Source organism: Sorangium sp. So ce128, from assembly GCF_051525245.1.
GTDB classification, from domain to species: Bacteria; Myxococcota_A; Polyangia; order Polyangiales; family Polyangiaceae; genus Sorangium; species Sorangium cellulosum_B.
Genome location: NZ_CP150313.1, coordinates 8,290,410 through 8,308,333, shown reverse-complemented (window position 1 = coordinate 8,308,333; position 17,924 = coordinate 8,290,410). Strand labels below are relative to the sequence as shown.

Here is a 17,924-nt window from a genome sequence, read left to right as displayed (position 1 = left end):
GACGGACCCGGCGGACGCGTCGCGTGACTGCCGCGCGGCGGGGAGCGCTCCAGCGCTGACGCGCTGCTGGCCGTCGCGAGGACGCGAGGAGGAACCGGCGGGAGATCTCCGGCCGTGCAGGGGCGGTTTGCCCGTATCCCCCCTTGCATGAGGGCCCGCACTCGACTAGGTTGTCCGCCGACAACTAGGCGGATCCGCGAGCCGGGTTCCCAGTTCGGGGAATCGGCTCTTTTTTTTTGGCGCAGAGGCACCGGGCACCCTCGCTCGGGGCCGATCGCGCTGGGAGGACCTGGATCCGCCGAAAGTGACGTCTCTCACATGCAGCAACCCATGGAGCCTTCGACCAGAGCCGTGTTCGATCTCGGGCGCGTTCGCGACGCCGTCGCGCCGGTGCTGGCCTCGCATGGGATCACGCTCGTCGATCTGGAGTGGATCACGGAGCGGGCGGGCTGGACGCTGCGGTTCACGATCGAGCGCGAGGGGGCGGACGACGCGGGCGGCGGGGTCACGCTCGAGGACTGCGCGGACGTGTCGCGCGACGTCTCGTCGGTCCTCGACGTCGAGGATCTCATACCCAACCATTACAACCTCGAGGTCAGCTCGCCTGGCCTCGACCGGCGGCTGCGTACAGCGGCCGAGTTCGCTCGTTTCCTCGGCAGGACAGTGAAGGTGAAGCTGGCACGCCCCGCACCGGACGGTCAGCGGTTGCTCCGGGGCGAGCTCCTCGAGGCTCCGGAGGGGCAGGTCGCGGTGCTGGTCGACGGCAAGCGGATCGCGGTCCCGTTCGCGGATGTCGTGGAGGCGCGCCTCGTCTTCGAGCTCACGGCGCAGCCCAAGAAGGGGCAGCGGCAGGGCAAGGAGCCGGCTAAGGAGTCGGGGCAGAAGAAGCAGCTCGCGGAGGCGGCTCCGCGGTCGGGCTCAAAGCGGAGCGAGCGCGGCTCCGAGAAGCGCAAGTAGAGAGAAGAAAGATCAGGAGACAGGGACGTCATGGCAACGATGGCAGCGATGCCGACCTCGGAGACGAGCCTCGGCAGCATCCTCGATCAGGTCGCGAAGGAGAAGGGGATCGACAAGAAGATCCTCGTCGAGACGATCGAGGCCGCGATCTTGAAGGCCGCGCAGAGCGTCTTCGGCCCCACCCGCGAGCTCGAGGCGCGCTTCAACGAGGACACCGGGCAGATCGACCTCTTCCAGTACATGACCGTGGTCGAGGCCGTGACGGAGCCGGAGCGCGAGATCTCCATCACTGACGTGGACAAGCTGAAGCTGGATGCGACCCTGGGCGAGGAGCTCGGCTTCCAGGTCTTCTGGCGACCCGAGGACGCGGAGAAGGCGCGCGATCAGGACAAGGAATACGGCGACATCCTGAAGCTCAAGCACGGCCGCACGACCTTCGGGCGCATCGCCGCGCAGACGGCGAAGCAGGTCCTGCTGCAGCGCGTGCGCGACGCCGAGCGCGATCTCATCTTCAACGAGTACAAGGATCGCAAGGGCGAGCTCATCCGCGGCATCGTGCGGCGGTTCGAGAAGGGCAACAACATCATCGTCGACATCGGTCGCACCGAGGGCGTGCTCACGTTCCGCGAGCAGACGCCGCGCGAGACGTACCGGCCCGGGGACCGCATCGTGGCGTACGTGAAGGACATCGATCGCGAGGCCCGCGGCCCGCAGGTCATCCTCTCTCGCTCCGATCCCCGGCTCGTCGAGAAGCTCTTCGAGGCCGAGGTCCCCGAGATCTACGAGGGCATCGTGCGGATCGTGTCCGTCGCCCGGGAGCCGGGCGCCCGCTCGAAGATCGCGGTGACCAGCCGCGACGCGGACGTCGATCCGGTGGGCGCGTGCGTGGGCATGAAGGGCTCGCGCGTGCAGGCGGTCGTCCAGGAGCTCCGCGGCGAGAAGATCGACATCGTGCCGTTCGATCGCGATCCGGCGCGCTACGTCATCGCCGCGATCCAGCCGGCCGAGGTGCACAAGGTGATCGTCGACGAGGCCGACGGGCGCATGGAGCTCGTGGTGCCGGACGAGAAGCTGTCGCTCGCGATCGGGCGCAAGGGCCAGAACGTGCGGCTCGCCGCGCAGCTGACGAACTGGAAGCTCGACATCATCAGCGAGACCAAGTTCAAGCAGATGGAAGAAGAGGCGATCTCCGCCTTGCAGCAGATGGACGTGGTGACGGAGCAGATCGCCAAGTCCATGTACCGGCTCGGCTTCCGCGCGCTCGAGGAGGTCAGCGAGGCCTCGGTCGAGGAGCTCGCGGCGATCCCGGGTCTCGGCGGCGTCGAGGCCGCCGATCGCATCAAGTCGCAGGCGGACACGACGATGGAGCGGCTGCGGCAGGAGCGCATCCGCTCCGCGAGCTCGCGCACCGAGCCGCTCACCGACCGCGAGCGGCTGATGTTCATCCGTGGCGTCGGCGATCGGACGGTGGTGTTGCTCGAGGAGGCCGGGTACCGCAGCGTCGAGGACGTGCTGCGGGAGGACGAGGATCGGCTGGCGATCCGCACCGGCCTCGGCATCAAGAAGGCGCGCGCCATCAAGCAGGGGGCGCGGGATTTCGTTGAAAGCGAGCAGAAGGTGCTCGATGCGGCGCGGGCGGACGTTCGTCGCGCCGCAGACGTGAGGCACGCGTAGGCTGCGAGGAGAAGTAGAGGGCCGAGGATGGGATCAGCAGTGAGCAGACAGAGCGACGCGGGTGAGCGTGAGCCCTTCGAGAAGGGGCGAGTGCGCACGTGCGTCGGCTGCGGGGAGCGCGTCGGCGTCGACGACGTCCGCGGCGCTCGTCCGCTCGTCCGGCTCATCCTTGGTCCCGGCGGTGTGGTCGCGGTCGATCCGGGCGACGGCGGGTTCGGGCGGGGCGCACACGTCCACCCGCAGCAGGACTGCCTCTCGGCGGCGGTCGCCCGGGGGCTCGCCCGCGCCGCGAAGGGACGTGTCCACGCGATCGTGGGGGCCGCTGGAGGAGGCGCCGAGGGCGCCGGCGATCAGGCGCAGGGCGTCGAGCCGCTCACGACCGTCTCGCTGGCGCGGGCGATCCGAGGGGCTACCGAGCGCCGGCTCCACGGGCTCGTCCGTGCCGCCGTCCGCTCCCAGAGCGCGGCGATCGGCCCCGATGCGGTCGTCGGGTCGTGCGTGCGCGGTGAGGCCGCGCTCGTCTTGGTCGCGTGCGACGCCGCGGCAGGCGCGGATCTGCCGGAGGTCCGGCGCGCCGTCGCCGAAGGGCGCGCCGTCGCGTGGGGCAGCAAGCAGGGGCTCGGCGCCCTGGCGGGCGGCCCGCGCGAGCGCGGCGTGGCCGTGATGGCGATCTCGGCGGCGTCGATCGCCGCTGCCGTCGCGAACGCAGCGCACGTCGTGGACACGTGCGCGCGCGTCGAGCGGGGCGAGGACGCCGCGGAGGGTGGGCGCCGCGGCGCCGGTCGCAGGGGGCGGCCTTCGCGCAGCGCGGCCGCCCGATCGGAGGAGGGCGAGAGCCCCGAGCATCGGAAGGCGCCGCCTGGCCATGCTGGCCTCTCGCGTCGCCGAGGGCCGGGGACGTCAGGCGTGGAGCGCGAGAACCCCGGGGCCGGGGTTCTCTCGGCGTCCGAGGATGTCGGGGGAAGACCCGGCAGCCTGGAGGGCGCGCTTACCAGCCGCGAGGAGCGGCGGGTGCCGGAGAGTGGGTCCGGTCGGCTTCTTGCTACTGCGCCGGGCATGGGGGGAGGCGGTGCGGTCGGGGGCAGGGCGGCGGTGTCCGGTTCTACCGGACGCGCCTCGACGGTCGACAGAGTGGCCGCAAATCGTCGCCCGCGCGGATGGGTGAGGCGGATTGGTTAACGTGGAGCGAGGTGCATGAGCAAAGTCCGGGTCTACGAGGTCGCCAAGCAGCTGAATATGGACCAGAAGACGCTGGTCGCGCTCTTCCAGTCCATGGGTATAGGCGACGTGCGCAATCACATGAGCGCCGTCGAGTCCGACGTCGTCGAGCGGGTTAAGCGGCACCTCGAGCGGCAAAAGTCGCCTGAGGTGGTGGAGGAGAGGATCCGCCCCACGGTCGTCAAGCGTCGCGCACGGCCCGGGGCCGAGCCCGAGCCGTCCTCGCCAGGCCGCGGGCCTGACCTGTCGGAGGCGCCCGTTCGCGCTGCTCCGGAGCCTGCGCCCTCTCGGCCTGCGGCTGAGCCCGCTCTGGCTTCGTCGCCGCCCGAGCGCGCCGCTCAGGAAGAAGCGCCGCCCCGTCGCCCCGTTGCGCCGCCCGCCGCTCCCGTCGCAGCGCCCTCGGCGCCGGCCCCCGAGCCGGTCGTCGCCGTGAGCCCGCGCGAGCCTGCTCCCGCACCCGCGCCCAATGCGCCTGCCCCGGCGATGCCGCCTGTTGCGGCTGCGCCCCCTGCGCCGCCGCCCCCGGCGGCTCCCGCTCCCGCAGCAACCGCGCCTGCCGCGGCGTCCGCGGCCGCGGAGGAGACGAAGGTGACCTCGCCCGAGCCGAAGCCTGCGCCGCCTGTCGCGGCGCCGCCTGCCACCGCCGCCGCGCCGGCGCCCGTCCCCGCTGCGGCTGCGCCCGAGGCGCCAGCTGCCGCCCCCGCGCAGGCGGCTGCGCCCGCGCCGATCCCTGCGCCTGCCGCAGCGGCGCCCGCGCCGATCCCTGCGCCTGCCGCAGCGCCTGCGCCTGCGCCTGCCGCAGCAGCCGCAGCGCCCGGAGCAGCCGCAGCGCCCGGAGCAGTCGCGGCGCAGACGCCGACCCGGCCGCAAGCCGCGCCCTCGGCGCCCGCGCCTGCTCCAGCGCACGGGGCGTCGCGGCCGACGTCGCCGCCGCCCGCGCCGCAGCGGCCTGCAGCTCCGGCCACCGCCCGCCCGGGCGCTCGGCCGACCACGCCGCCTGCGCCCGCGGCCAAGCCGGAAGATCCGGCCGGCACGCCGGGACAGGCGCCGCGCCGCCCGTCCTCGCCGCCGAAGACCGGCATTGAGGTCTGGCAGGGGCGCCCCGGCGTCACGATGCCGGCTCCCCGCACCGGCACGCCGCCGGCGCGGCGCACGACCTACGATCCGCGCGCCAACGCCCAGCAGGCACGCCCCGGTGGTCCCAGCTTCGGTCCAGGCGGCCGGCCCATGGGCGGTCGGAACACCCGCCCCGGGATGTTCGGGCGGCAGCGCCCGGGTGGCGGTGGTCTCCCGCGCAAGCCGGTCCAGGTCTCCACGCAGGAGATGGCCTCGCACAAGAAGGTCATCAAGATCGAGGAGCAGGTCACCCTCCAGCAGCTCGCTGCGAAGATGAGCCTGAAGGCGACGGACGTGCTCATGCGGCTCCTGTCGATGGGCATGACGGGCGTGAACATCAACAGCACGCTCGACGCCGAAACCGCGAAGATCCTCGCGAGCGAGTTCGGCTGGAGCGTCGAGGACGTGGCCGTCAGCGAGCAGGACACGCTGAGCGCGGCCATGCAGGCCGGGGCCGACACCGACGAGGAGGTGGAGATCCGTCCGCCCATCGTCACCGTCATGGGTCACGTCGACCACGGCAAGACGTCGCTGCTCGACAGGATCCGGAAGGCCACGGTCGCCGAGGGCGAAGCCGGCGGGATCACCCAGCACATCGGCGCTTACCGCGTCGAGACGCCGCGCGGCACGATCGCCTTCCTCGACACGCCGGGCCACGAGGCGTTCACGGCGATGCGCGCCCGCGGCGCCTCGCTCACCGACATCGTGATCCTGGTGGTCGCGGCCGACGACGGCGTGATGCCTCAGACCAAGGAGGCGATCTCGCACGCCCAGGCCGCGAAGGTGCCGATCCTCGTCGCGGTGAACAAGATCGACAAGCCGGGCGCCGACGCCGACAAGATCAAGCGCGACCTCGCCGCGCTCGGGTTGCAGCCCGAGGAGTGGGGCGGCGAGACGATGTTCTGCAGCGTGTCGGCGAAGTTGGGGCAGGGCATCGACCAGCTCCTCGAGTCGGTCCTGCTCCTCGCCGAGGTCCAGGACCTCCGCGCCAACCCGAAGAAGCGCGCCAGCGGCACCGTCATCGAGGCGCTGCTCGATCGTGGCCGCGGCCCGGTCGCGCGCGTCATGGTCCAGGACGGCACGCTCCGCACGGGCGACATCCTCCTGGCCGGCGCCGCGTGGGGCAAGGTCCGGGCGATGACCGACGAGCTCGGGCGCTCCGTCGCCGAGGCCGGCCCCGCGACGCCCGTCGAGGTCCTCGGCCTCAACGAGGTGCCGAGCGCGGGCGATCCCGTCCACGCCGTCAAGGACGGGAAGACCGCGGAGGAGATCGCCGAGACCCGCCGCAAGAAGGCGTCGAAGACGCTCATCCCGCAGGATTCGCGCGTCTCGCTCGAGTCCATCACGAAGAACCTGCAGGAGGCCGATCAGCTCGAGCTCAAGCTGATCATCAAGGGCGACGTGCAGGGCTCGGTCGAGGCGATCATCCACGCGCTGGCGAAGCTCTCGACCCAGAAGGTGAAGGTCACGATCGTGAACGGCGCCGTCGGCGGCATCACCGAGGGCGACGTCAACCTGGCGGTCGCGTCGAAGGCGATCATCGTCGGCTTCAACGTCAGGCCGGCCGGCAAGGCGGGCGCACTGGCCGAGAACGAAGGCGTCGAGATCCGGCTCTACAACATCATCTACAACGCCGTCGACGACATCCGGAGCGCGATGGAGGGGCTGCTCCCCGCGACCAAGGTGGAGAAGGTCCTCGGCCGCGCCGAGGTCCGCCAGGTCTTCAAGATCACGAAGGCGGGCACGGTCGCCGGCTGCATGGCCATCAGCGGCTCGGTCAAGCGCACCGGCGAGGCGCGCCTCATCCGGGACAACGCCGTGGTCTGGACGGGTCGCCTGTCCGGGTTGCGCCGGTTCAAGGATGACGTGAAAGAGGTGGTCGAGGGGTTCGAGTGCGGTATCTCGCTCGACGGCTACTCGGACATCAAGGAGCGCGACATCATCGAGAGCTTCGAGATCGAAGAGGTCAAGACGAAGCTCTGAGCCTCATCCGATGTTCGTGGGTGTACTCCGTCTCCGTCTCGATATCGTCGGGGCCCGCTCCCTCAAGGACAAGCGCAGCGTGGTGCGCTCCTTGAAGGAGCGGGCGCAGAGCCGGATGCGCGTGTCGATCGCCGAGGTCGGCGTGCTCGACGATCCGAGGCGGGCGACGCTCGGCGTCGCGGTCGTCTCGAACTCGGCGGTCATGTGCGACAAGGTCCTCGCGGACGTGGCCGCGATGGCAGGGTCGCTGCCGCACGCTGTCCTCACGGATCGGGCGACCGAGATCGTGCCGTTCGGCGATGGAGGCGCTGGGGTGCAGGGCGGCATCGAGCAGGCGCTCGGCCGTGACGATGGAGATCTGGGAGCGTCCTCGGACATGTTCGAGGACGCAGAGGACGACGAATGAGCGGCGTGGTGAAGCGGGCGACGCGGGTCGCCGAGCGGCTCCGTGAGGATCTGTCCAACCTGCTCCGGGATCTGCGTGACCCGCGGATCGCCGGCGTGCTCGTGTCGCGCGTGGAGATCACCGACGACCTGCAGAGCGCGAAGGTCCACGTGCGCCACGAGTTCGGCGCGGAGGACGCCGCGGCGCGCCGCGCCCTGCTCAAGGGGCTAGACGCGGCGTCGGGCCGGCTGCGCAGGGACGTCGCCCGCACGATGGGGCTGCGCGTGGTGCCGACGCTGCGCTTCTTTTACGACGAGGGGCCGGACGCCGAGCGGCGGATCGAGGAGCTGCTCCGAGAGATCAAGGACGGCTCGGGCGGCGAGCGCTCCTAGAGCGACGGTCACCCGCTTCGGATACGGGCCCACCTCGACGTTTTCGGTGCTCAGCGCACCGGAGTGCGCTTGCGCGCCGAAAACGCCGATCTGGGCCCGTCTCCTGTGCGGGTGCCCGCCGCTCTGGTCCGCACGTAGCAGAGGTGGGCGGAAGCGCTGTAGAGCGGGGTCGGGCGGCGCGCGATCACCGCGAGATGAGCCGCTCGATCGCCTGCGCGGGCTCGAGGTCGAAGCGCCACGGTCCCATCTTCGTCGGGGCGTCGAGCGCCACCTTCAGCGCGCTGAGGAACTCGCGCCGCCGCCACTCCACGGCGCCGAATCGCTCCAGGTGGTCCGTGTACACCTGGCAGTCCACCAGCGCGAAGTCCCAGGCGACGAGGTTCCCGAGGAGCGTCGCGAACGCGACCTTCGAGGCGTCGGGCGCGCGTGCGAACATCGACTCGCCGAAGAACATTCGCCCCAGCGACACGCCGTAGAGGCCGCCGACGAGCTCGCCGTTCGACCACGCCTCGATGCTGTGCGCGACCCCGGCGGCGTGCAGCGCCGTGTAGCCGGCGATGAGCTCCTCGGTGATCCACGTGCCGTTCTGCCCAGGGCGCGGCGCGGCGCTGCAGGCCTGCATGACCCGCTCGAACGCCGTATCGGTCCGCACCTCGATCTCGCCCCGGCGCACCCGCTTGCGCAGCGAGTGCGGGACGTGCGCCTCGCGCGGCGGCAGGACGAAGCGCGGATCCGGGGAGAACCAGAGCAGCGGTAGCCCCTCGTGAGGCCAGGGGAAGATGCCCCGGCGGTAGCCGGCCAGCAGCCGCTCCGGCGAGGCCTCGCCGCCCACGGCCACGATCCCCTCCGGGGTCGCGCGCTCTGGCGGAGGGAAGTCGAGCTTGCTCGTGAGCACCGGGACCCGCATTGCTGTGGGATCGAATCCTCCCAAAAGAGCGCGCGGTTGCAAAGCGTCGCCCGCCGCGCGCTCAGGAGGCGCACAGGTAGTCGGAGCCCTCGACGAAGCCGCGCGCCGCGAGGTGGCCGCGGATGAGCGCGCGCGCCCCCCGCGCCCCTACGGCGACGACGAGGGTCTCTGCCCCGCGCTCCAGCCGCGACGGGTCGACGATCGGCGCGCCCTGCGCGATCCGGCCGATCTTGCGCGGATCGATGTCCACGAACCGCGCGGGCGCCACGCCGTTCCGGGCGAGCGCCCTCGCCAGCCGCCGGCCTGTCTTTCCCGCGCCCCACACGGCCACCGGGCGCGCTGGGCGCAGCTTCCTCGCAAGATAGTGCGCCTTTGCCTCGAGGAACCTCGCGATCGCGTACCGCGGATCGGCGAAGGTGGCGCGCCCCTCGCGGTGCCGCCAGCGCAGGCCGAGCTCCGGGAGCTTCGCCATCCGCGCGCCCGCGGCGTCGAGGCGCAGCCACAGGTCGTAGTCCTCCGCCCACGGGACCTCCCGGAACCCGCCCACCTGCTCCAGCGCGCTCCGCCGCAGCATCACCGACGGGTGGCACAGCGGGGACTCCACGAACATCTCGCGCGCGTGGTCCTCCGGGGTGACGATCGAGTTCAGCCAGTCGACGTAGCGCAGCATGCCCTCGCCGATCGGCCCGGCAGCGAACGCCTCGACGCGGGCTCCGACGACGTCGAGCCGCGGATCCCGGAGGAGCATCTCCGCTTGTCGCGCGAGCCGCTCGCCGACCGAGACGTCGTCGCCGTCCATGCGGGCGAGGAGCTCGCCGCGCGCCGCCTCCGCCGCCCGCGAGAGCGCCTGTGCGATCCCCACACCGCCCGTCGCGACCTGGAGGACGCGGCGATCGCGCTGCGCGATGCGCGCGACCCTGGCAGGGCCGCCGTCCGTCGAGCCGTCGTCCACGGCGACCACCTCCAGGTCGACCGCGCGCTCGGCGAGCACGCTCTCCAGCGCCTCCTCGATCGTCGCTTCCGCCTGCCGGTACGGGAGCAAGACGGAGACGAGCGGCGCCACGCGGAGACCATGGCGGTGCGCCCGCGCAGCGTCCACAAGAACGGGCGCGGACGCCTAGCGCTTCTTGAAGTCGCCGAGGTGCGTGATGTACCAGCGGCCCTGCCACGAGATGATCGTGTGGACGTCCAGGCTCGCCGGCTTCCCGTCGATCTCGTACTTCAGCTTGCCGTGAAAGGAGCGGTAATAGCCGATCTTGTTGACCTCGTCCCCCGGAGGCACCCACTTCGGCTTGGAGCCCACCACGAAGCTGACGAACCGCGCCCCCTCCCAGCTCTTGCGCTTCCGATGCATCGACTTCACGTCGTTCACGTAAGCGGCGTGGAGGTTGTCCCAGTACTTGCCAGGGTCCTTCACGTCCTTGAGCGGGATGAACGGCTCCTTGGGGAACCAGAAGGGCTCGGCCAGCGCCGGCTCCTTCTTCGCGACGGCGTCGAACAACGCCCTGGCTCGCGCCGTGAGCTCCTCGCTCTCGAGCGCCGGCAGGATCTTGTTGTCCGCGCGGGCGGAGGTCGCGGCGCTCGCGTCGGCGCCTGCGCTGGGCTCCGCTCCTGGGCCTGGCGACGCGTCGGCCGCGGGCCCCTCGGCGGCCCCGCGCTCGCCCCCGTCCTGCGGCGGCTCCGGCGCGCTTGCGTCCTCGGGGCGAGGCGTTGACGCCACCTCAGCCGCGCTGGCCCCTGCCGTCGCTGCTGCCGCCGTGGGCGCGGCGCCGACGGAGGGGGGCCGGGCGCTCTCGGCTGGCCGGGCATCGGGCGCCGGGGTGGGCGCCGCGCAACCCGCCACCACCGCCAGCGCGGTCGCGATGACCTGCTTGATCATGCGCGTGCCCTATCGCAGCGCCCCGGCGCCGACAAGCGACGCCGAGGCGCGGCCGGATGCGGGGCCCGCCCGGCGGCGGACCTGGCTCACTTCTCCACGATGATGAACTGAACGCGCCTGTTCTTGGCCTTGTTCGCGGGCGTGACGTTCGGCGCGACGGGGCGATCCTGCCCATAGCCCTTCGCGAGCAGCCGCGAGCCGTCCACGCCGGCCCGGATCAGCCAGGCGCGCACCGCGTTCGCCCGGGCCTCGCTGAGCGTCTGGTTGTGCTCGCGCCCGCCCGTGTTGTCGGTGTGCCCCTGGATCTCGACCTTGCGGATGTTCGGATTCCGCTGGAGCACGTCCGCGATCTCCTCCATCAGCGCGTTCGAGTCGCCGAGGATCTTCGCCGAGTCGGTCTCGAAGTGGATCTGCCGCGAGATCTTGATCTCGTTGCCCAGCACCTTCACGAGCGAGATCTTCGGCCGCTTGTTCACCGTGAGGGCGGCGCGCGTGTCCTCGCTCGTCCGGACGTCGGCCTGGTTGACGTGGTTCATGTAGCCCTGCGCCTCGACCTTGAGCGTCACCGCGCCGGCCGGCAGGTCGGGGAAACGGAAGGCGCCGCTGCCGTCGGCCGTCGCCGTCTGCTCGCGGCCCGCAGCGTCGACCAGCCGGATCGTCGCGCCAGCGACCGCGTCCCCGCTCTCCGCGTCCTTCACCGTCCCGACGATGTTGCCCGTCTTGGGCAGCGCCTCGAGGGAGCAGTCGACGTCCACGAACGTCGGCCCCTGCGGCTGTGCCGGGCTCGGCGCAGCGCCAGGCCCTCCCGGCTGCGGACCGAAGGGCCCAGGCTGTCCGGGCTGCGGGCCGAAGGGCCCAGGCTGCGGACCGAAGGGCCCAGGCTGTCCGGGCTGCGGGCCGAAGGGCCCAGGCTGTCCGGGTTGCGGACCGAAGGCGCCGGGCTGTCCAGGCTGCGGGCCGAAGGGCCCAGGCTGTCCAGGCTGCGGACCGAAGGCGCCGGGCTGCCCGGGCTGCGGACCGAAGGCGCCGGGCTGCCCGGGCTGCGGACCGAAGGCGCCGGGCTGCCCGGGCTGCGGGCCGAAGGGCCCCTGCTGTCCGGGTTGCGGACCGAAGGCGCCGGGCTGCCCGGGCTGCGGGCCGAAAGGCCCAGGCTGCGGGCCGAACGCCCCGGGTTGCCCCGGCGCTGCCCCGCCAGGGAGGATCGTCGCCTGGCAGGTGCCGGGCTTGTACCCGTTCGCCCGGATGCTGAAGGTGTACGTCCCCGGATCGAGGTGCCGTGTGAGGAAGCGGCCGTCCGGCCCTGTCGCGTACGGCGGCTGAGCCGCGCCCTCGATCGTCACGATGGCGTCCGCCACCGCCGCGTCGGGCTTGTTCTGCTCGTGCACGAAGCCGCGCGCGAAGGTCTGCGGCGCCGGCACGAGCTGCGGCGGCTCCTTGATGATCTGCGGCGCCGGGGCCGGCGGCGGCTCCTTCTGCTTCGTATCGTACGCATAGCCAATCCCGAGATAGAGCGTCCACGGCGCCTGAGGCGCGACCTCCTCGATGAACACGGAGGTCGCCGACAGGCCGAGGTCGAACGCCGCGTGTCCGGAGAGCCCGCGGAACGCCTTCTCGAACGGCGTCACCCGCACGCCGAGCGACAGCCGCGACGGCGCCGCGGCATAACCCGGTCCGCCCTGGTTCTGCGGGTCAGGAGACGCGAAGTCGTCAAGCCCGAGGCAGACGTCGCCGCGCGACACGGTCTTCGTGTGGCACTCGTAACCCTGCCGGTTCACCGGGATGTCGAGGGTGTACTCGAGGTAAGGCTGCACCTTCGGCAGCGGCACCTCGACGCCGAGGTGGGTCTGGAAGAAGTCGACGCGGTTGATGCCGAGCCCGAACCGCTCGATCCGCGAGATCGGCTGCCGCTCGCGATCGTCCGTGAACGCCTTCGCGCGCGCCTTCTCGACCTCCTCCACGAGGACGCCGGAGTTGTCGAGCTTGTAGCCGAGGTTCACGTTCACCCGCAGCGGGAACCCCTTGCCCTGCGGCTTGCGCAGATCGAGCGACGCGAGCCCGCGGAAGACCGCGCTCGTGCCGCCGCCGGCGAGGCCGACGTTGCCGGTCCCGTTGAGCAGGAGCAGCTGCGCCTCGCCGCCGAAGGAGAACGGCTTGCCGATCTTCGTGGGGGTGAACGCCTTCACGCCGAACGTCGTGTCGCCGAGCACCTGCAGCAGCCGCGGACGACCCTGATCGTTCGCGTTCGCGAACGTGCGGATCGACGCGTACCCCTCGAGGAAGGGCAGGGGGGTCGCGTTCAGCGCGAAGAACGCTCCGACGTGGCTCGCCGAGTCCTCCTTCGCGTCAGGACCGCACGTGATCGGGTGACCGGCGAGCGTCGACTCCGCCGGATCGCAGAGAAAGCCGCTCGTGGAGAACCAGTCGAGCAGGAACGACACCCGGAAGGTGCCCGGCGCGCCCGAGCCCGCGTACGACGTCCTGAGGAGGCCGGTCGAGCCCCACAGGTTCGGCTGCGCAGTGAGGGAGAGCGCCCGCTCCTCCTCGTCCCACGCGGTGGATGTCGGCGCCGTCGCGCTGGCCTGGAGGCCCTGATCGCCGACCGACGCCTGCGCGCCGAAAGAGACGCTCCCGTCCGGCGGCGGTTGGCCCGGCTGCGGCCCGAACTGCGGCGGAGCGTCGCCCGGAAAGCCCGGCTGCGGCCCGAAGGGGCCGGGCTGACCGGGCTGCGGCCCGAAGGGGCCGGGCTGACCGGGTTGCGGCCCGAAGGGGCCGGGCTGACCGGGCTGCGGCCCGAAGGGGCCGGGCTGACCGGGCTGTGGCCCGAAGGAGCCGGGTTGCGCGGGAGGTTGCTCGGGCCCGAAAGCGCCGGGCGGCTGCGCGGGCTGGCCTGGGATCGGCTGAGGTCCGAAGGGCGGCTGCGGCTGCTGTGCCTCGGCAGCGCCCGCGAGCGTGAGCGAGCCGACGAGCGGCAGCGCCGTGAGCGCAGCGCGCCGGGGCCTGTCGGCAAACACCTTCCGAAGCGTATGCATCGAGCCTCACCCGCGGGGTCGAACAAGGAAACGCCCGCCAATCGGGACGGTGGAGACCTCGCGCGCGGCCCGTTGTACCACTCCGGGCGGCGCGTGAAACAGCGGTTTTCGCTGGCAGCAGCTCCGCGACAGGCGCGCCGCACGGCTCGATAAGTACGGCATCCCCGCGCGGTGATGCCGAGCCTTTCGGCCTTCTCTGCGCAACGTACGCCGCCACGCCGCCGCGCCGGCGCCTCGGTCGCAAACGTGCTCGACCAGAGCGCCCCGCGGTCCCGCCGCCGCTCGGCCGGGGCCGAGCAGCCGTCCAATTCCGCGGACGCGCATGCTAGGAAAGCCATCACCATGGCATCCCGCGGGCGCATCCTGATCGTCGACGACGAGGCCAACGCGCGCGCGGCGCTCTCGGAGATCCTCCGCGAGGAGGGGTACACGACCGAGACCGCGGCCGACGGCTTCAAGGCGCTCGGCAAGCTCGAGGAGTTCGCGCCCGACGTGGTCCTGACCGATCTGAAGATGCCTGGGCTCGACGGCATCCGGATGATGGAGAAGGCGCAGCTCGCGCTGCCGGACGCGACCTTCGTGGTGATGACGGCGTTCGGCACCATCTCGAGCGCGGTCGAGGCCGTGAAGAAGGGCGCGTACAACTACCTGACGAAGCCGCTCGATTTCTCGGTGCTCGCGGTCGTGGTCGAGCGCGCGGTGGAGCGGGCGCGGCTCCTCCAGGAGAACTCGCGGCTGCGCGAGCGGCTGCGCGAGCGCAACGCGTTCGGGCACGTGATCGCGAGCCACCCGAGCATGGCGAAGGTCCTCCGGCTGGTCGAGCAGGTGGCGCCGAGCCGCGCGAGCGTGCTGATCGTGGGCGAGACGGGCACGGGCAAGGAGCTCATCGCCGAGATGATCCACCGCGCCAGCCCGCGGGCGAAGGCGCCGCTCGTCCGGCTGAACTGCGCCGCGCTGAGCGAGTCGCTCCTCGAGAGCGAGCTGTTCGGCCACGAGCGCGGCGCCTTCACCGGCGCCGTCGGCCGCCGCGAGGGCCGCTTCGAGCAGGCGAGCGGCGGCACCCTGTTCCTGGACGAGGTGAGCGAGATCCCGCTGGCCACGCAGGTGAAGCTCCTGCGCTTCCTGCAGGAGCGGACGTTCGAGCGGGTGGGCGGCAACGAGACGCTCAAGGTCGACGTGCGGATCCTCGCCGCGTCGAACCGCGATCTGCGCCAGCGCATCGCCGAGGGGGTGTTCCGCGAGGACCTCTATTACCGGCTCAACGTCGTCACCCTGGAGATCCCGCCGCTCCGCGAGCGCCGGAGCGACATCCCCGAGCTCGCGACGTTCTTCCTCGGCCGCTATGCGCAGGAGAACGGCAAGCGCATCGAGGGCTTCACCGACGAGGCGCTGTCGGCGCTGACGTCCTACTCGTTCCCCGGCAACGTGCGCGAGCTGGAGAACGCGATCGAGCGGGCCGCGGTGCTCTGCGACGGCGCGCGCATCGAGCTCCGGCACCTGCCGGCGCAGATGTCGTCCGAGCCGGCCGAGTCCGTCGACGCGATGCCGCGCGTCCCGGGGAGCACCATCTACGACCTGGAGCGCTACGCGATCCTGCGCACGCTCGAGGCGTGCAAGGGCTCGACCTCGAAGGCCGCGACGATCCTCGGGATCAGCCCGCGCAAGATCCAGTACAAGCTGCACGAGTACAGCGCGGCCAACGCGCGCGGCCGGGCGCGGCCGGCAGACGGCGCGCCGGGCGAGAGCCCCGAGGGGGAGGAGGGCGCATGAGCAACGCAGCCGAGCGCATCGTCGAGCCGCGCGACCGGGGTGCCGCGCCGGCCAGCTCCGTCGAGGAAGGGGCGCCGGAGGGCGAGCTGCTGATCGACGTCCGCGGCCTCCTGAAGACGTTCCGGGTGGGTTTCTTGCGCCGGAGGGCGGTCGAGGCGGTCAAGGGGGTGAGCTTCGGCGTACGGCGCGGCGAGATCTTCGGCTTCCTCGGGCCGAACGGGGCCGGCAAGACGACGACGATCAAGATGCTGACCGGCCTCATCGCCCCGACCGGCGGCGAGGCGTACCTGTTCGGCGCGCGCGTGCCGTCGCCCGAGGCGCGCCGGAAGATCGGCTTTCTGCCGGAGAACCCGTACGTCTACCCCTACCTCACCCCGCGCGAGTTCGTGGAGCTCTGCGGCCGCCTCTCCGGGATGCGCGGCGCGGCGCTGCGCAGGCGGGCGATGGAGGTGCTCGATCAGGTGAAGATCGCGTACGCGGCGGATCGGCAGGTTCGCCGGCTGTCGAAGGGGATGCTGCAGCGCACGGGGCTGGCGGCCGCGCTGGTCGCCGATCCGGAGATGCTGATCCTCGACGAGCCGATGAGCGGCCTCGATCCGGTCGGCCGCAAGGAGGTGCGCGATCTCATCTTCGCGGAGCGCGATCAGGGCCGGACGATCTTCTTCTCGACGCACATCCTGAGCGACGTCGAGGCGATGTGCGATCGCGTGGCGATCCTGCGCGAGGGCCAGGTGGTGGTGAGCGGCGCGATCCGCCAGCTGCTGCGGGGCGACGTGCTGCGCACCGAGGTCACGCTGGCGGGCGCGAGCGAAGGCCTCCTTGCGGATCTCGGCGCGAAGGGCTTCGCGACCACGCGCCGGGGCGACGTCGTCGTGGTCGATGTGGAGGGCGAGGCGCGCGTGCGCGAGGTGCTGCGGGCGTCGCTCGCGGCGGGCGCGCAGGTCGTCGAGGTGGCGCCGCGCCGCGAGACGCTGGAAGACCTCTTCATGCGCCGCGCGCTGTAGCCAGCGTCGGCGTCCCTCGGACAGCGGTAGGCCCCCGCAGAGGACACCCTCTCCGGGGGCCGGGCAGCCGTGGCTACGCCGATGCCCCAGCGACGTCCTGCTTGGCCGCTTCGATGATCTCGAGCGCGTACGCGCCGATGGTCGACGCGTCCTCGCCCTCGACCATGACGCGGAGCTTCGGCTCCGTCCCGCTCCAGCGCACGAGGATGCGCCCCTTGTCGCCCAGCGTCTTCTCGATGCGATCCACGGTGACCCGCGTCCGCTGCATGCTGTCGAGCGGCAGCCGCGTCGCGAACGTCGCGTTCTCGAGGACCTGCGGCACCCGCTGCATCGCCTTCGAGGCGAGCTCGCTCAGCGGCTTGTCCTCCTCCATCATGATGGCGAGCACCTGCAGCGCCGCCACGATGCCGTCGCCCGTCGTCGCGTGGTCCAGGAAGATGAGGTGCCCCGACTGCTCGCCGCCGAACGAGTAGCCGCCGTTCCGCATCGCCTCGACGACGTAGCGATCCCCGACCGCCGTGCGCACGACGTGCCCGCTCTGGGCCTTGAGCGCCCGCTCGAGCCCGAGGTTCGACATCACCGTCGTCACGATCGTGTTCCGCGGCAGCTTGCCGGTGCGCAGCATCCGGAGCGCGCAGAGCGCCATGATCGCGTCGCCGTCCACGACCTCGCCGCGCTCGTCGACCATGATCACCCGGTCCGCGTCGCCGTCGAGCGCGATGCCGATGGCCGCGCCGCGCTTGAGCACCTCGGCCTTCACGTGCTCCGGGTGCAGGGCGCCGGTCTCGCGGTTGATGTTGCGGCCGTTCGGCTTCACGCCGAGCGCCGTCACGTTCGCGCCGAGCTCGGTGAACACCGAGGGGGCCACGCGGTACGCCGCCCCGTGCGCCGCGTCGACGACGATCTTCACACCGTCCAGCGAGAGCGCCGTGGGGAACGTGTTCTTGCAGAACACGACGTACCTGCCGCGCGCGTCGTCGAGCTTCACCGCGCTGCCGATCGCCGCCCCGACCACCCGCGCCTCGTCGAGCTCGTGGCTCTCCATCAGCCGCTCGATCTCCTCCTCCGCGGTGTCGGGCAGCTTGTAGCCGTCGGGCCCGAAGATCTTGATGCCGTTGTCCTGATACGGGTTATGGCTCGCGCTGATCACGACCCCGGCGTCGGCCCGCATGCTCTGCGTGAGCTGCGCGACCGCCGGCGTGGGGATCGGCCCGCTCAGCATCACGCGCCCGCCCATGGCGCACACGCCGGACGCGATCGCGGTCTCGAGCATGTAGCCGGACAGGCGCGTGTCCTTCCCGATCACCACCCGCACCTGCCGCGACTTCCCGTGGCTCGCGACGAACGCGATCGCGCGCCCGAGCCGCAGCGCCATCTCGGGGGTCATCGGCGGCTGGTTCGCCACGCCGCGCACCCCGTCGGTGCCGAAGAGCTTGCGGCCTGCGGCCTGCTTCTGCGGTTCGCCCGTCGCCGACGGAGCGCCCTCCCTAGGATCCTTCTTGGTGTGCTTCGGCACGGTCCCTCTCTGTGGTGTGGGGCTGAGGAGACCACCCTTAGCAACCTTTGCCAAGACGGCCTACGGCCAATCGCCGCCGCGGCGACATTGGCGC

At 71.9% G+C, this 17,924-nt stretch carries 13 protein-coding genes; 8 read left to right on the top strand and 5 right to left on the bottom strand.

The features are described 5' to 3' along the window. Positions 1-330 precede the first annotated feature (330 nt). Genes rimP through rbfA form a run of 6 tightly spaced genes read left to right on the top strand, consistent with a single transcriptional unit; the run spans position 331 to position 7,725 of the window. Positions 331-957, top strand: a complete 627-nt coding sequence (rimP, locus tag WME82_RS31555; protein ID WP_438038334.1) for a ribosome maturation factor RimP — start codon at positions 331-333, stop codon at positions 955-957. A 30-nt stretch (positions 958-987) separates the two neighbouring features. Further along, positions 988-2,631, top strand: a complete 1,644-nt coding sequence (nusA, locus tag WME82_RS31550) for a transcription termination factor NusA (protein ID WP_437851079.1) — start codon at positions 988-990, stop codon at positions 2,629-2,631. 39 nt (positions 2,632-2,670) lie between these two features. After that, the gene (locus WME82_RS31545) at positions 2,671-3,810 is read left to right on the top strand and encodes a YlxR family protein (RefSeq protein ID WP_438038333.1); all 1,140 of its coding nucleotides are present in this window, start codon (positions 2,671-2,673) and stop codon (positions 3,808-3,810) included. Positions 3,811-3,825: 15 nt separating this feature from the next. After that, the gene (gene infB / locus WME82_RS31540) at positions 3,826-6,948 is read left to right on the top strand and encodes a translation initiation factor IF-2 (RefSeq protein WP_438038332.1); all 3,123 of its coding nucleotides are present in this window, start codon (positions 3,826-3,828) and stop codon (positions 6,946-6,948) included. 10 nt (positions 6,949-6,958) lie between these two features. Beyond that, positions 6,959-7,354, top strand: coding sequence for a DUF503 domain-containing protein (locus tag WME82_RS31535; protein WP_437851074.1), 396 nt, complete (start codon positions 6,959-6,961; stop codon positions 7,352-7,354). Further along, complete coding sequence (gene rbfA, locus WME82_RS31530; RefSeq protein WP_437740188.1) at positions 7,351-7,725, top strand: 30S ribosome-binding factor RbfA; 375 nt, start codon at positions 7,351-7,353, stop codon at positions 7,723-7,725. Before WME82_RS31535 ends, rbfA begins: the two co-directional genes overlap by 4 nt. A gap of 184 nt (positions 7,726-7,909) precedes the next feature. On the opposite strand, the gene aat is transcribed toward rbfA, so the two are convergent. From aat to WME82_RS31510, 4 genes are all read right to left on the bottom strand, one after another. After that, positions 7,910-8,632 (bottom strand): leucyl/phenylalanyl-tRNA--protein transferase, encoded by a 723-nt coding sequence (gene aat / locus WME82_RS31525; protein WP_437912025.1) that lies wholly within the window; start codon positions 8,630-8,632, stop codon positions 7,910-7,912. Positions 8,633-8,693: 61 nt separating this feature from the next. Then, positions 8,694-9,695: a glycosyltransferase gene (locus WME82_RS31520; RefSeq protein ID WP_438038331.1), complete on the bottom strand. Its 1,002-nt coding sequence runs from the start codon at positions 9,693-9,695 to the stop codon at positions 8,694-8,696. A 54-nt stretch (positions 9,696-9,749) separates the two neighbouring features. Then, entirely contained in the window at positions 9,750-10,511 is a 762-nt protein-coding gene (locus tag WME82_RS31515) for a hypothetical protein (protein WP_438038330.1), read from the bottom strand. 86 nt (positions 10,512-10,597) lie between these two features. After that, the gene (locus WME82_RS31510) at positions 10,598-13,540 is read right to left on the bottom strand and encodes a carboxypeptidase regulatory-like domain-containing protein (RefSeq protein WP_438038329.1); all 2,943 of its coding nucleotides are present in this window, start codon (positions 13,538-13,540) and stop codon (positions 10,598-10,600) included. 342 nt (positions 13,541-13,882) lie between these two features. Between WME82_RS31510 and WME82_RS31505 the strand changes: the two genes are divergently transcribed. Both WME82_RS31505 and WME82_RS31500 read left to right on the top strand, forming a co-directional pair. Then, entirely contained in the window at positions 13,883-15,310 is a 1,428-nt protein-coding gene (locus WME82_RS31505; protein ID WP_437293693.1) for a sigma-54-dependent transcriptional regulator, read from the top strand. Next, on the top strand, positions 15,307-16,314 hold the full coding sequence (locus tag WME82_RS31500; protein ID WP_437851064.1) for an ABC transporter ATP-binding protein: 1,008 nt from the start codon (positions 15,307-15,309) through the stop codon (positions 16,312-16,314). The genes WME82_RS31505 and WME82_RS31500 overlap by 4 nt, the downstream gene beginning before the upstream one ends. 73 nt (positions 16,315-16,387) lie before the next feature. Here the strand turns inward: WME82_RS31500 and glmM are convergent, their stop codons facing one another. Then, positions 16,388-17,830, bottom strand: coding sequence for a phosphoglucosamine mutase (gene glmM / locus WME82_RS31495; RefSeq protein WP_012238417.1), 1,443 nt, complete (start codon positions 17,828-17,830; stop codon positions 16,388-16,390). Positions 17,831-17,924 lie beyond the last annotated feature (94 nt).

What these genes read in the sequence shown, in the direction of transcription:
- rimP (WP_438038334.1), top strand. Translation starts at nt 331, where the DNA reads ATGGAGCCTTCGACCAGAGCCGTGTTCGATCTCGGGCGCGTTCGCGAC.
- nusA (WP_437851079.1), top strand. Translation starts at nt 988, where the DNA reads ATGGCAACGATGGCAGCGATGCCGACCTCGGAGACGAGCCTCGGCAGC.
- infB (WP_438038332.1), top strand. Translation starts at nt 3,826, where the DNA reads ATGAGCAAAGTCCGGGTCTACGAGGTCGCCAAGCAGCTGAATATGGAC.
- WME82_RS31535 (WP_437851074.1), top strand. Translation starts at nt 6,959, where the DNA reads ATGTTCGTGGGTGTACTCCGTCTCCGTCTCGATATCGTCGGGGCCCGC.
- rbfA (WP_437740188.1), top strand. Translation starts at nt 7,351, where the DNA reads ATGAGCGGCGTGGTGAAGCGGGCGACGCGGGTCGCCGAGCGGCTCCGT.
- aat (WP_437912025.1), bottom strand. Translation starts at nt 8,632, where the DNA reads ATGCGGGTCCCGGTGCTCACGAGCAAGCTCGACTTCCCTCCGCCAGAG.
- WME82_RS31515 (WP_438038330.1), bottom strand. Translation starts at nt 10,511, where the DNA reads ATGATCAAGCAGGTCATCGCGACCGCGCTGGCGGTGGTGGCGGGTTGC.
- WME82_RS31510 (WP_438038329.1), bottom strand. Translation starts at nt 13,540, where the DNA reads ATGCATACGCTTCGGAAGGTGTTTGCCGACAGGCCCCGGCGCGCTGCG.
- WME82_RS31505 (WP_437293693.1), top strand. Translation starts at nt 13,883, where the DNA reads ATGGCATCCCGCGGGCGCATCCTGATCGTCGACGACGAGGCCAACGCG.
- WME82_RS31500 (WP_437851064.1), top strand. Translation starts at nt 15,307, where the DNA reads ATGAGCAACGCAGCCGAGCGCATCGTCGAGCCGCGCGACCGGGGTGCC.